A 13,492-nucleotide genomic window follows, 5' to 3' on the forward strand; every position below is an offset into this window, starting at 1 on the left:
TCACCCCTTGGCTGTCAATCGGTCAACCGTGTTCAGTGTACGGCGAGATTACGGGCGCCGGCCCAGCAGCGCCACCAGTCGTTCGGCAGGCGGCGCGTCGCCGGGCACCGGAACGGGCGGATCGAAGATGCCGGCGCCCTGCCAGTGGGCCACGGCCGGCTCCGCGACCTCGATCAGCGCGCCGGCCAGATCATCGCCGATGCGGTGCGGCACGCCGACCGCGGTGGCCAGATCCCAGCCGTGCACGGCCAGGTCGACGGTCATCTGCCAGCAGTACTCGGTGGCCGAGGTGTCGCCGAAGGACAGGTGCACGGTCCGCTCGATCGCGCCGGGTTCGAGCCACGCCCCGCGAGCCGTGGTGGCCGACTTCTCCCACGCGGCAACGGGTTCCGCGCCGAGTTGGTCACCGTCGTACCGGTCGCCGACCTCGGCCATCGTGGCGCCGGCGAGCAGTTCGGGCACCCAGAGCTGCTCGTACACGAGGTGGTTCACCAGGTCGGTGACGGTCCAGTCGGTGCACGGCGTCGGGCCGTCCCACTGGCCGGGCTCGACCTCGTGCACGGCCCGGTCGAAGATCGTCATCGCCTGACCGTGTGCTTCGAGAACGTCCATACGCTCCAGTGGAGCACGTTCGCCGGGTGGACCGCCCGGTGGCGGTGACTTGGCCGCATGTCGACCCAAGCCACGCTGAGGTCGAACTCGGAGGAGGCGTGACTGAACCACCCACGAAACCCAACCACCCACCTCGCGGCCCCCAACCACCCACTCCAAAAGACCACAGGCCGTCGGCGAAGCCGACTCGGCGACCTTGCTCTCGATAGACGACGCACGCGTACTCTGGGCGGTGTGAACCGTTGGCGCCGCATGCGCGAAGAGGGCAAGACGCCCGACTCGGGAGACGACTTGGCAACGGGCTTGGCGCCGCATTCCCAGCTTCCCAAGCTGAGCGAGCGGTCCGAGCGTGCCGGTGAGGCCTACCTCGAGGTGGAGTCGCTGTTCTCGCCGTCGGTCAAGCACATCCAGGAGCGCAAGGAGTGGGTCGCGGTCGCCAAGATCGACGACCGGGAGACCGGCTCCGGCCCGCTGGATCTGGAGTCGGGCACCGTACGGATCGAAGTGCCGAGCAGGGATTCCTAGCCCGAGCGCCGGTGCCGGCGCACACTCTCCTCGACGAGGTCCAGCACCGGGCCGAGGTCGTCGGCCGGCAGGCCCATCGCGAGGTGGGACACCAGACCTTCGAGCACCAGTTCCAGGAACGCGGTGAGCACGTCCACGTCGATGTCGTCGCGCAGGTTGCCGGCGTCGTGCTGGCGCCGCAGCCGCTCCCGGGTGGCGTCGGTGAGCGCCTGCGAGCGCTCGGCCCAGCGCGCGCGGAACTCGGGATCGGTGCGCAGCCGCCGGGACACCTCCAGCCGGGTGCCGAGCCAGTGCGCCGGGTGGTCGGGGCCGTCTCCCTCGCCGGCCAGCAGATCGCGCATGACCTGCACAAGACCTTGGCGCGCGACGACTTCGGCCATCCGGCGCGCGTCGTCCTCGGCGAGCGCGAGGAACAGCGACTCCTTGTCCCGGAAGTGATGGAAGATCGCGCCGCGGGACAGGCCGGTGGCGTCTTCGAGACGGCGAACCGTGGCGCCTTCGTAGCCGTGGCGCGCGAAGCACGAGCGGGCGCCGTCGAGTATCTGGCTCCGCCGCGCGTCGAGGTGATCCTGACTGACCCGAGGCACTCGTAGATCGTCCCAGTCGGGCACGCCGACTGCAAACCGTACGTACGTCCTGCGTTCTTTATCTCGGGCAAGGTCGCCGAGTCGGCTTCGCCGACGGCCTGTGGTCTTTTTGCTTGGGTGGTTGGGGGCCGCGAGGTGGGTGGCTGGGTTGATTGGGTGGTCCAGTCACGCCACCTCCGGGACAGCGGGCTCGTTCCTCGCCCGCTGTCCCTCCGGCGTCGTCAGGGCGACCGCCCTCGACAATGAGTTTCGACCCCAGCGGGCTTTCGATCGGTGCGGTCAACACACCCGGCTGCGTGAAGTCGGTAGGTGGGTAGGTGGGCTGGGGAGGTCGCCCAATTGTCGGTGTGGGTGCCCCGCGTGAGGGATATTTCGAGGAGTTGGCCGAGATCGCGGCCAGCGGTCGCAAGCTCACCGACGACGCCGAGTGGAACGAGCTGTACCAGCGGCACGACCAGTGGATGGCGTGAGAAGAGGCGTGCGACTGTCGGATGTGTTGTGTAGCGTCGATTTTCGACTGACACGAGGGGCGGTCGCCATGACCAGATCTGGGACGTCAGAGACTTCACTGCCGAACCCATCGATCGTCGAACCGGCCAGGCGCTGGATTCGCGAGCGGCACGACGCCGAGGCCTACGTGGCGTCGGTCTGCTTCAAGCACGGTCCACCGAAACTGACCGGTGTCGAGCTGGAATGGACGGTGCACCACACCGACGACCCGCGGCGCCCGCTCGACGCAGACCGCCTCGCCGCGGCCCTGGGCTCCCACGCCCCGCGCACTCTGCGCCCCGACAGCCCGGCAGTCCCCTTGCCCGGCGGTTCCCCGATCAGCCTCGAGCCGGGGGGCCAGGTCGAGATCTCCGCGCTTCCGCAGCCGACCCTCACCGAACTCTTCGACGTGGTCGGCGCCGACATCGCGCATCTGAGCAACCTCCTCGCCGACGCGGGCCTCGCCCTCGGTTCCAGTGGCACCGACCCGCACCGGCCGCCGCAGCGCGTCCTCGACACACCCCGCTACGCCGCCATGGAGAAGGCGTTCGAGCCCATGGGCGACGCGGGCATCACGATGATGTGCAGCACGGCCGGCCTGCAGGTCTGCGTGGACGCGGGCGAGCGGGACCAGGTCGCCGACCGGTGGGCAGCCGTGCACGCGCTCGGGCCGGTGCTGGTGGCGTTGTTCGCCAACTCCACGGGGTTGCGCGGCACGTCCAGCGACTGGTCATCGGAGCGGATGCGCACGGTGCTGGCCACCGATCCGTCCCGCACCCGGCCCGGCGCGGTCACCGCCGACCCGGCCGCCGCGTGGGCCGCCCACGTGCTGGACACGCCGCTGCTCTGCCTGCGGCGCGACGACGGGTGCTGGGAGGCGCCGGCCGGTGTCACGTTCGCCGACTGGACGGCCGGCGCGTTGCCGAATCCGCCCAGTGTCGCCGATCTGGACTATCACCTGACCACGCTGTTCCCGCCGGTGCGGCCGCAGGGCTACCTCGAGGTGCGCTACATCGACGCGCAGCCGGGGCCGGCCTGGATGGCACCGGTCGCGCTGGTCGCCGCCCTCCTCTCCACACCGTCCACTGTGGACCGAACGCTGGACGCGTGCGCGCCCGCGGTGGACCGGTGGATCGAGGCGGCGCGGGACGGTCTTGCCGATCCACCGGTGGCCGAGGCGGCCCGCAAGGTGGTCGAGATCGGCGTCGCCGAACTCCCGAACACCGGCGTTTCCCCAAGTCTGGCAACGAGTTTGGCCGACGACGTGCACCTGCGACTCGACGGAGGGACCCCGTGACCAACACCGCTGACCTCGGCGCGGAAGCGCTGCGGGACCACGTGGCGGCGCAGCTCACCCGGGCGCGCGAGCGCAGCGCGCTGCTCACCGACGCGGTGGACGACGACGACCTCGTCCGCCAGCACTCGAAGCTGATGTCGCCGCTGGTGTGGGACCTCGCGCACATCGGCAACCAGGAGGAGCTGTGGCTCGTCCGCGATGTCGGCGGCCGGGAGCCGGTGCGCCGCGACATCGACGAGCTGTACGACGCGTTCCAGCACCCGCGGGCCGCGCGCCCGACGCTGCCGCTGCTCGGCCCGGGTGAGGCGCGCTCGTACGTGCGTGAGGTGCGCGACAAGGTGCTCGACGTGCTGGAGCGCACCCCGCTGGAGGGCCGGCGGCTGCTCGACCGGGCGTTCGCGTTCGGCATGATCGTGCAGCACGAGCAGCAGCACGACGAGACCATGCTGGCCACCCACCAGTTGCGCACCGGCGCCCCGGTGTTGCACGCGCCCGATCCGCCGAAACCCGTTGTGGCACACCGTGTCGACGAGGTGATCGTCCCAGGTGGACGGTTCACCATGGGTACCTCGGCCGAGCCGTGGGCGCTGGACAACGAGCGGCCGGCGCACGCCGTCGAGGTGCCGCCGTTCGCGATCGAGAGCGTGCCGGTCACCTGCGGGCGGTACCTGGAGTTCGTCGAGGGCGGCGGCTACGACGACCGGCGCTGGTGGTCCGACGGCGGCTGGGCGTTCCGGGTCGAGGCGAACCTGGTCGCGCCGCGCTTCTGGGACAAGCACGGCCAGACCTGGACGCGGAGGCGGTTCGGCGTGGTCGAGGAGATCCCGCACGACGAGCCGGTGGTGCACGTGTCGTTCCACGAGGCGGACGCGTTCGCCCGCTGGGCCGGCAAGCGGCTGCCCACCGAGGCCGAGTGGGAGAAGGCGGCCAGGCACGACCCGGACGGCGATCGCAGCCGCAGATTCCCTTGGGGCGACGAGGATCCCGAGCCCCGGCACGCCAACCTGGGCCAGCGTCACCTGCGCCCGGCTCCGGTCGGCGCGTACCCGGACGGCGCCTCGCCGCTGGGCGTGCACCAGCTCATCGGCGACGTGTGGGAGTGGACGGCCACCGACTTCTACGGCTATCCGGGATTCCAGGCGTTCCCGTACCGCGAGTACTCGGAGGTGTTCTTCGGGCCCGAGTACAAGGTGCTGCGCGGCGGCTCGTTCGGCACCGATCCGGCCGCCTGCCGGGGTACGTTCCGCAACTGGGACTACCCGATCCGGCGGCAGATCTTCGCCGGCTTCCGGCTGGCCCGCGACGTGCGGTCGGGCGAGGTGCGCTGACGGTGTGCCGACACCTGGGATACCTCGGCCCACCGATCACGCTGGCCGAGCTGATGCTGGACCGTTCGCATTCGCTGCTGCGCCAGACCTGGGCGCCGGCGGACATGCGGGGGAGCGCCGTGGTGAACGTGGACGGCTTCGGCGCCGGCTGGTATCCGTCCGATGTGGACGTTCCAGCGCGGTACCGGCGGGCCGTTCCACTGTGGACGGACCAGAATTTCGACGTACTGGCCCGCGCGACCCACTCGGGTGCCGTGCTGGCCGCCGTGCGCTCGGCCACCACCGGCATGCCGATCATGGACAGCGCGTGCGCGCCGTTCGCGCGCGGGCGCTGGCTGTTCAGCCTGAACGGGTTCGTCGCCGGCTGGCCGGACACGGTGGCCAAGCTCGCCGAGCGGCTGCCGGTGGCCGATCTGCTGACCGTCGAGGCGCCGGTGGACTCGGCGACCGTGTGGGCGTTGCTGTACGCGCGCCTTCGCGACGGTGAGGACCCGGCCGACGCGCTGGCCGCGACCGTGCGCGAGGTGGGCGCGGCAGCACCGGGCTCGAAGCTCAACCTGATGCTGACCGACGGCCGCGTGCTGGTCGCGAACACCTGGGTGCACGCCCTGACGGTGCTGCGCGGCGAGGAGTCCGTCGTCGTGGCGTCCGAGCCGTGGGACGACGATCCGGCCTGGACACCGGTGCCGGACGGGCAGTTGGTGGTCGCCACGATCGGCGACAGCGGGCCGGTGGTGGAGATCCGCCCGATCGAAGAAGGAGAGTCCCCAAAAGTGTCCACAGTGGACGATGAGCCGACGACTGGAGAACCGATGTCCCAGCCGACCGTGGACGTGCACCTGCCGGACGACTTCGCCAGCGCGTCGCTCGCCTCCGACGTGCTCACCGGGCTCACCGCGCACCCGAAGTCGTTGCCGCCCAAGTGGTTCTACGACGCGCGGGGCAGCGAGCTGTTCGACGCGATCACCCGGCTGCCCGAGTACTACCCGACCCGCGCGGAGCGCGAGATCCTGCTCGGGCGCAGCCTGGACATCGCCCGTCTGACCGGTGCGCACACCCTGGTCGAGCTGGGCTCCGGCTCGTCGGAGAAGACCAGGCTGCTGCTGGATGCCTTGCGGCACAACGGAACACTGCGCCAGTTCGTGCCGCTGGACGTGTCCGAGCAGGCCCTGCGGGACGCCACGGTGGCGCTGCACGAGGAGTACCCGGGCCTCGCCGTGCACGGTGTGGTCGGCGACTTCACCGAGCACCTGGCACTGCTGCCGGGCGAGCCGCCCCGGCTGCTGGCCTTCCTCGGCGGCACCATCGGCAACCTGCTGCCTGGCGAGCGCGCCAAGTTCCTGTCCTCGGTGGCCGGTGTGCTGCGGCCGGGGGAGTGGCTGCTGCTGGGCACCGACCTGGTGAAGGACGAGAGCACGCTGGTGCGCGCGTACGACGACAGCGCGGGTGTGACCGCCGAGTTCAACCGCAATGTGCTGCGCGTGCTCAACCGGGAGCTGGGCGCGGACTTCGACGTCGAGGCGTTCGAGCACGTCGCGCTGTGGGATGCCGAGCACGAGTGGATCGAGATGCGGCTGCGCGCGACCAGGGCGATGCGGGTGCGGCTGCCGGCCGTCGAATTGACCGTGGACTTCGCCGATCGCGAGGAACTGCGCACCGAGGTGTCCGCGAAGTTCCGCCGCGAGACGGTGGAATCGGAACTGGCCGCGGCCGGGTTCGCCATGCGGCACTGGTGGACCGACAAGGCCGGCCGGTTCGCCCTGTCCTTGTCGGAGGCCGCCTCTGTCGCAAGTGGACGCTGAGTAGTCGAGCGGTATCCGACGATCTGCCCTACCGTGCCCATGATCATTCGTGGCAGTCTCGCGCGACTGAGGAGCGGCGAGGTGTGTCGCCGCGGGTGCGATCGAGGAGCAAGTCGGCGATGAAAACAACGAAAAAGCTGCGCGTGCTCGCGGCGGCGGCCGGTGTCGCGGTGGCGGGCGTGGTGGCCGTCGCGCTGCCGTCCACGGGTGCGGCCGAGCCGGGCGCGCCGGCGGCGGCGCCCGCCCCGGCCTGGGGTCCGTGCCTGGACGCGAACCTGCCGGGAGTGCCGCCGGAGGACCGGCCGAAGTTCAGCTGCGCCTGGTACACGGTGCCGCTGGACCACGCGAACCCCACCGGCCCCAGCATCAATCTCGCGCTGATGAAGCGCGCCGCCGACGACCCGACTCGGCGGATCGGGTCGCTGTTCCTCAACCCGGGCGGGCCGGGCGGCTCCGGGTTCCGCACGCCGACGCGCGCCAAGAACTGGTTCGAGCCGGAGGTGCTGGCCAAGTTCGACATGGTCGGCTTCGACCCGCGCGGGGTCGCCGCGAGCACGCCGCTGCGCTGCTTCGCGACCGCCGAGGACGCGCACGTGCACTCCGCGCGCACCAACGTGATCCCCACGACCGACGAGGCCGAGGCGGACATCACCGATGCCTACCAGGACTACGGCAAGTCATGCGGCCAGTTCAGCGGCGGGCTGATCGAGCACATGTCCACCGCCGACGTGGCGCGCGACCTGGATCTGCTTCGCCAGGCCGTGGGGGACAAGCAGCTCAGCTTCGTCGGGTTCTCCTACGGCACGCTGCTCGGCGCGACCTACGCGAACATGTTCCCGGACAAGGCGCGCGCGCTGATCCTGGACGGCAACGTGGACCCGAAGCTGCGCCTGTCCGACGGGCTGGACTACGACCGCCAGCGCACCAGGGGCTTCGAGATCGCGCTGGACGCGTTCCTCAAGCGATGCAAGGACGTCGGGCCGGACTGCGCGTTCTCCGACGGTGATCCGCGGGCCAAGTTCGACCAGATCCGTGACACGCTGCGGCAGCACCCGGTGGTCATGCCGGACGGCACGGCGGTCGACCTGTACTCGTTCACCGACACGGTGTCCGGCAACCTGTACTCGCCGGAGAAGCTGGCCGACACCGCGCGCCTGCTGGCCGCACTGCACAAGGTGATCAACCCGCAGGCGCAGGCGCGTGCGGGCGCCGAGCGGGTCGACGTGAAGGCGCTGCTCACCGCGCCGAAGATCGCCCGGCACGACGTGGAGCCGGACACCCCGTACGCGACCGACGACTCGTACTTCGCGGTGAACTGCACGGACAAGCCGTTCACGCACAAGATCACCGAGAACCCGAAGATCGCCGACACGTGGGAGAAGGAGTCGCCGACGTTCGGGCGGTACCTGTCCTGGTCGGACCCGGCCGGCTGCACGGAGTGGCCGGTGAAGAACCCGCAGCCGTACACCGGGCCGTGGAACAACAAGACGGCGAATCCGCTGCTGGTGATCGGGAACTACTACGACCCGGCGACGCAGTACGAGTACGCGAGGCGGATGACCGAGCAGCTGCACTCGGCCGAACTGGTGAGCGTGGACGCGTTCGGGCACTGCATCCTGGGTGACAGTTCGTGCGTGGACAAGATCGCCGCGCGGTATCTGGTGGACGGGCAGATGCCGCCGCCGGGTGTGGTGTGCCACCCGGACACCCAGCCGTTCCCGGGTCCGCCGCCTGCTCCTGCTCCGAAGAGGTAATCGAGCCAGGGGATGCGACGAGCGGGCCCTGCCGGGGAGTGCACCCCTGGCAGGGCCCGCCTCTTTCTTCGCGAGTCCCGCGCTGTGCACCGGCGAGTCCCGCGTTCTGCATCGGCTCGCCGAGCGGCTACTCGTCCAGAAGGTCGCCGGACCGGGCCACGTTGGCGCTGATCATGTCCGCGGCACGCTGTACGGCCGCGGCGATGGAGGGCAGCCGCTTGCCGTCGAAGACCGCCGCACCGACGGCGCCGATGGGTTTGCCGGTGGGCGAGCGGACAGGTGCGGCCACGCAGGACGCCCACGGTACGGAGTCGTGGTCGAAGGCCACGCCCTGCTCACGGGCGCCCGCGGTCAGCCGTTTCCACTCCTTCACGGAGTAGCACTCGGGCGGCGGCCAGCCCGACAGGTCGGTCGCGGTCAGGATGTCCGCGGCGCACCCGGACGGGAGTCGCAGCCCGGTGCGCCACGGCTGGACCTGGTCAACCTCACCGTGGAGTCCGCCAACCAGCAGCGAACGCCCCGACTCCGGAACGGACACGCCCACACTCGCGTTGTCGAATGCCGTGGCCAACTCCCGGAGCGGACGGTGGGCAGCCGCCCGCAACACAGTGCTCGGTTGCCACCCCGAACCGAGATGGAACAGGCGCGGTCCGATCCGGTACCGCCCGCCGCCGCGTCGCACCGCGCCGAGGGCGGCGAGTTGATCCAGCAACCGGTGTGCCGTGGATTTGGGCAATCCGGTGCCCGCGACGAGTTCGGTCGGGCCTGCCTCTCCGAGCCGGGTGAGTTCGTCCAGTAGGAGAAAAGCGCCCTCCAGCACGCCGCGTCCCGCCCCGTTGCCGGTGTGGCCTGCTCTCCGGCCGTCTTGCTCCTCCATCGGTGATCCCCCCGCTGTACTGGTCCCGCTCAACGGGACCGACTCTTCCCGGATATCGCCACCACCGCCATGGTCGGTACCTCACGCACCGGTGGTGCTGTGATCGTTGAGGGGGAGTGAACGATGAGAATCAGGTTGGCTCGGCGTCGGATTGTGGTGGCGCTCGCCATTCTCGCAGTGGTCGGGGGTGTGCACAACGCACCGATCGCGGTCGGCGCGGCAGCGGAGTTGCCTCAGTCGCCCCGCCCATTCCTCGCGCCCGGCGAATCGCTGGCCGACGCCCATTACATTCTCCGGTTCGGCCGCCACAAAGAGGGCAACGACAGTCTGGCCGAAACCGGCATGAAAGATCACGTCGGGCAAAGCCGACGGCTGTTCGACAATCCTGCCCCGGACGAAACCGGTACGCAGAAAAGCGGGATGTACGACATTGCCTACAAGACGAGGTGCTGCACGGAGCACGTCAGCAGCCATCTCCGTAATCGCGTCCCGCCGAATGGCAGCTATCTGAATGATTTCAGCTTTTTCGACAGCACGGCCCTGTGGCTGGGGCACAGCCAGTTCAAGCCGGGCTCGGCACCGCCGGTCGGCTCGGAGAGCCCACCCGCCGAGGGAATCAGAGACGACGGCACGCGTGGACCCGCCGACACCGGCGCGGCCGTGCGCGTCGACGACGAACATCTGGTGCCGGTCCCGGTCGTGCCGAATGCCGAGACCAAACGCAGCTTCCTGATCTCGACGAACGTCCACGCGCCGCGTCATCCCGGGGCGCGGTATCAGCTTCGCCCGCAGCCCTATCTCGACCGTGGTGGCCGCGGGCTGACGGGTCCCGGCGGCCTCGGGAATCGGACGATCGACCTCGGCCCGGCGACCGACAGGTTCGCCGTCCTGCAAATCCGGGCGGATATCGTCACCCACGGCGGCAGCCGCGTCGACACGTCGGACGACACCGGACGCGTCACCTATCGGTATTTCCTCGACAACGTCGAGGTCGGAACCCCGGACACATTCGAGATGTCCCCGTCCGCGTTGCAGACCGGCCAAGGTGACGTGCGGTTCGGCCCGGGTTTCGCGCTACTGCGGGGATGGCAGGGCGACGCCCCGGAGGTGTTCGTGGACAACATCGCCGTGTACGACATCCAGGCCGTTCCGTTCCGGACCTCGTGGATCGGCGAAACCATCCTCCCGACGGACGCCGCCAAGTACGCGGTGGACAACCATCCGTACTACGAACGCCATGTCGCCCAGAATCTCCATGCCCTCTGGACGGAATCGACGCCGTTGCCCGATGGCAAGACCTTGATCTACGCCAACAGCCACTTCGATGAAGCCGGCCGTTCGATGGGCATCTATTCCTACGAGATCGTGGACGGTCGCGGCGTCATCCGTCCGTACAGCCGGCTGGGTGGTACCTACCTCCGAAGCCTTGGCGGGTTGGCGGTCACCGGCGACTCCGAATACGTCTACGCGAGTTATCAGAAGGTCGGCGCCTCGTGTGTCGCCCAGCACGACAAGAGGAAGATCGCGCCCGATATCAGTGTCCCGACCGTGGGAACCGACCTGTGTCTGCCCGACCCGCCGTCGGCGGAAACGCATCCGCAGAACATTCGTGGCCTTGCGGCAAGCGCTGACCATCTGTTCTTGTCCCACCGCCAACTCAACGAGGTTCGTGTTTACCGCAAGGACCAGCTCACCACTCCGGTACACACCGTGTCCGTCCCGAATCCCCGGGGAATGGCCTACGGCTCGAACGGCCGCCTCTGGGTGATCGTCAACGGGCAACCATCGTATGTCCAGGAATACGTTGTCGGTCCCGATGGCGGTCTGACGCCGGGGCGGCGGTTGGCCGGTCCGCGGCCGGGCATCGCGGCTTTCGAACCGAGCGCTGTGGTCGTCGACAAGGCGGGCCTGCTGCACGTCACCAACGATGCTCGTGAGGCTCAGCAGATCCAGGTCTTCGACACCACGAAATCCGAACTGCCGGAGGTGGTGTCCAAGCGTCTTGGTGACGCGGGCGGTGTCATGGCGTTCGGCGGCGAATACGGTCCCGCGCGGTTCGACGGACCAACTGGTGTCGCCGTCGACAACGCGGGCAACTATTACGTCGCCAGCAACGGCGTGGGCGCGTCCACGGCGAAACCGCCCGCGGTTCTAGATATCCGCCGGTTCAACGGGGCCAGCAAAGCACTCGAGGCCCAGGTACAGAATTACCTCAGCACGGCGGTTGTCGCGCCGGACCCGGCGGCGCCGGGAGTGGTGTACTCACCGGTCCATCGCTATGCGTTGAACCTGGACAGTCAGGTTCCGGGAACGGAGTGGTCACCGGACAGGACCACGCTGATGACCGATCGATACCGATGCCAGGACGATCCGCGAGTGTCCGGTGTGCACCAGCAGGCCGCCATCGCCGTCCGATACATGGGTCCGGAACGGAAGAAGTTCCTGTTCGCCACCGGTCAGGGCGATGTGGGCCGGCTCGGCGTCTACAAATTCAGCGACGACGGTAAACGTTCGCAACCGTCGGTGTTCTTCAGTGAACAGACAGACGGCGCGAATTGGCCTCCGAACAAACCCACGAGTCCGCTGTGGTCATGGCGGGACAAGGACGGCGACTGCCAGTTCGACGCCAACGAATACGACAAGCAGATGGACCTCCGGATACTGTCGAACTGGAGCGTGTCGGAACAGGACACCGCGCATCATCGCGCCGGCGACCTGTGGATGGCCGGCCAGAACGGCGTGAGCCAATGGCAGTTGAAGCGGGTTCGGTTCGACGGGACGTTCGAGGGCGGCAGCCCGAAGTACGACACGAACAACGTCGAAGCAATGCCGCTGCCGCAGCCGTTCCTGTCTGTTCACGGGCTCGTCTACCAGTCGGCAACGGACACGTTGTACCTGATGGGCCAGTCGGTGAACGACCCGACCATGCGGACCGGATGGCAGATCGCGAGATACGACAAGTTCTACGAGCGTCATCTCGCGCAGAAGGCGGGAACCGGTCCGGGGCCATCACCGACCTGGCTTCAAGAACTGCCGGCGGACGTGGCGAAATTCTGCCCGAACGACCCGCACATTCTGTGCCGGCCGTTCACACTCACCGCTGCTGGTGACCGCGTCTACGTCGGTAATGCCAAGGGGACCACGCCCACGCTGACCGGTCGGATCCGGATGTACGACGCGGCGACCGGTACTCGACTGGGTTCGCTGGTTCCCGGACCGGAAGTCGCTCACCGATCAGGATTTCACGACATGCGGCACGCGGTGACGGCGATGCAACTCCCGGACGGACGGCGTTACGTGTTCGCCGAGGAGAACTGGTACAGCAGGGTCCTGATGTACAAGGGCTTCTGACCTCACGCGTACGGCGGACTTGCTCGTCCGGATGGTATGACGTGACCGCTCAGAACTGAGCGGTCACGTCATACCGGGCCACTGAGTTCTCGACTTCGCGTACCATTGCGATATGTCAGAAAGTCAAGTAGATCTTGATGAACTCAAGGGACTAACCAACGAGGTGCGGCGGGCGCAAAGCTCACTCGACGCGGGTGTGAAGGGCCTTTCCAGCTCGCCGTCACCGCAACCAACACCTGAAAGCGTGACATTGAGGACGACGTGGGGTGGCGCGCCGGCGAGCAGTTTGAGGCTCACCCCCACGACGACGTTCGGCAATACCAGCGGGGGAACAGAATGTCTCGATGCGCATCATCAGGCCAGGTCAGCCCTGGACGGGGCGCTGAAGGCCTTCGCCGCCACGGTCGACTCGGACGCTGAGCGCCTGGAATTCTCGATGGCGGTCTACCGAAAGGTGGACGCCGACGCGGCGGACAGTTTCCTGGCCATCAGTCGCAACCGGCTGGATGTCCTCACCACACATTTGAGCAAACCCGGTCCACATGCGGCGGAACAATCGGCGCAAATCGATAGGCTGCGCGGTCTGGCCGGTGACCCCACCAGCGGCAACACAGTCGTAACCGGCGACTTCAATGCCGGATCAGAGGGCAACGGTCCGTCAGCGCGCGGAATCAGGGAATTCGGCGGGCAGGGTTTCGATGTCGATGCCGGCAATATCCACGACGGGAAGCACGGCACGTCGGAGTACAACTACCGGATCGATCACGTGCTGCCACGCGGCGTCGGTTCCTCCGAGGCCACGCGGTGGCACCGAGGCAAGTCGGACCACGACGGGCAGGAGGTCGACGTGACGCTGCCGTACTGGTGACG

General features: G+C 68.6%; 11 protein-coding genes and 1 pseudogene. 9 read left to right on the forward strand and 3 right to left on the reverse strand.

Translation table 11 applies throughout. The annotated features are described in order from the left end of the window. Positions 1–48: 48 nt before the first annotated feature. The gene (locus EV193_RS06530; RefSeq protein WP_130343100.1) at positions 49–612 is read right to left on the reverse strand and encodes a TIGR03086 family metal-binding protein; all 564 of its coding nucleotides are present in this window, start codon (positions 610–612) and stop codon (positions 49–51) included. A 234-nt stretch (positions 613–846) separates the two neighbouring features. Here EV193_RS06530 and EV193_RS06535 point away from each other — a divergent pair, with 234 nt between their 5' ends. Beyond that, a complete protein-coding gene (locus tag EV193_RS06535; RefSeq protein ID WP_130343101.1) occupies positions 847–1,137 on the forward strand; it encodes a hypothetical protein in 291 nt (96 codons plus the stop codon). Here the strand turns inward: EV193_RS06535 and EV193_RS06540 are convergent. Further along, on the reverse strand, positions 1,134–1,724 hold the full coding sequence (locus EV193_RS06540; RefSeq protein WP_130343102.1) for a TetR/AcrR family transcriptional regulator: 591 nt from the start codon (positions 1,722–1,724) through the stop codon (positions 1,134–1,136). The genes EV193_RS06535 and EV193_RS06540 overlap by 4 nt on opposite strands. A gap of 347 nt (positions 1,725–2,071) precedes the next feature. Between EV193_RS06540 and EV193_RS34400 the strand changes: the two genes are divergently transcribed. The 6 genes and pseudogenes from EV193_RS34400 to EV193_RS06565 all read left to right on the forward strand — a co-directional run bounded on the left by EV193_RS34400 (position 2,072) and on the right by EV193_RS06565 (position 8,394). Further along, a complete protein-coding gene (locus tag EV193_RS34400) occupies positions 2,072–2,194 on the forward strand; it encodes a hypothetical protein (RefSeq protein ID WP_278044163.1) in 123 nt (40 codons plus the stop codon). A gap of 68 nt (positions 2,195–2,262) precedes the next feature. Then, positions 2,263–3,510 carry an ergothioneine biosynthesis glutamate--cysteine ligase EgtA gene (gene egtA / locus EV193_RS06550; protein ID WP_130343103.1) on the forward strand — a complete coding sequence of 416 codons (1,248 nt, stop codon included), beginning with the start codon at positions 2,263–2,265 and terminating at the stop codon, positions 3,508–3,510. Then, entirely contained in the window at positions 3,507–4,838 is a 1,332-nt protein-coding gene (egtB, locus tag EV193_RS06555) for an ergothioneine biosynthesis protein EgtB (protein WP_130343104.1), read from the forward strand. Before egtA ends, egtB begins: the two co-directional genes overlap by 4 nt. Positions 4,839–4,840: 2 nt before the next feature. Continuing rightward, a pseudogene (gene egtC / locus EV193_RS33690) lies at positions 4,841–5,539 on the forward strand (ergothioneine biosynthesis protein EgtC); the annotation flags it as partial. Positions 5,540–5,650: 111 nt separating this feature from the next. Beyond that, entirely contained in the window at positions 5,651–6,640 is a 990-nt protein-coding gene (egtD, locus tag EV193_RS33695; protein ID WP_207222565.1) for an L-histidine N(alpha)-methyltransferase, read from the forward strand. Positions 6,641–6,759: 119 nt separating this feature from the next. Further along, positions 6,760–8,394 (forward strand): alpha/beta hydrolase, encoded by a 1,635-nt coding sequence (locus tag EV193_RS06565; protein ID WP_130343106.1) that lies wholly within the window; start codon positions 6,760–6,762, stop codon positions 8,392–8,394. 127 nt (positions 8,395–8,521) lie between these two features. On the opposite strand, the gene EV193_RS06570 is transcribed toward EV193_RS06565, so the two are convergent. Beyond that, positions 8,522–9,271, reverse strand: coding sequence for a helix-turn-helix domain-containing protein (locus tag EV193_RS06570; protein ID WP_130343107.1), 750 nt, complete (start codon positions 9,269–9,271; stop codon positions 8,522–8,524). Positions 9,272–9,394: 123 nt separating this feature from the next. On the opposite strand from EV193_RS06570, the gene EV193_RS06575 reads away from it, so the two are divergent. Further along, on the forward strand, positions 9,395–12,622 hold the full coding sequence (locus EV193_RS06575) for an NHL repeat-containing protein (RefSeq protein ID WP_130343108.1): 3,228 nt from the start codon (positions 9,395–9,397) through the stop codon (positions 12,620–12,622). A gap of 112 nt (positions 12,623–12,734) precedes the next feature. Beyond that, complete coding sequence (locus tag EV193_RS06580) at positions 12,735–13,490, forward strand: endonuclease/exonuclease/phosphatase family protein (RefSeq protein ID WP_130343109.1); 756 nt, start codon at positions 12,735–12,737, stop codon at positions 13,488–13,490. Positions 13,491–13,492 lie beyond the last annotated feature (2 nt).

The sequence above is a fragment of the Herbihabitans rhizosphaerae genome, assembly GCF_004216555.1.
Classification (GTDB): Bacteria; Actinomycetota; Actinomycetes; order Mycobacteriales; family Pseudonocardiaceae; genus Herbihabitans; species Herbihabitans rhizosphaerae.

Coding starts and splice junctions, on each gene's coding strand:
- EV193_RS06530 (WP_130343100.1), bottom strand. CDS start 612: ATGGACGTTCTCGAAGCACACGGTCAGGCGATGACGATCTTCGACCGG.
- egtA (WP_130343103.1), top strand. CDS start 2,263: ATGACCAGATCTGGGACGTCAGAGACTTCACTGCCGAACCCATCGATC.
- egtD (WP_207222565.1), top strand. CDS start 5,651: ATGTCCCAGCCGACCGTGGACGTGCACCTGCCGGACGACTTCGCCAGC.
- EV193_RS06565 (WP_130343106.1), top strand. CDS start 6,760: ATGAAAACAACGAAAAAGCTGCGCGTGCTCGCGGCGGCGGCCGGTGTC.
- EV193_RS06570 (WP_130343107.1), bottom strand. CDS start 9,271: ATGGAGGAGCAAGACGGCCGGAGAGCAGGCCACACCGGCAACGGGGCG.
- EV193_RS06575 (WP_130343108.1), top strand. CDS start 9,395: ATGAGAATCAGGTTGGCTCGGCGTCGGATTGTGGTGGCGCTCGCCATT.
- EV193_RS06580 (WP_130343109.1), top strand. CDS start 12,735: ATGTCAGAAAGTCAAGTAGATCTTGATGAACTCAAGGGACTAACCAAC.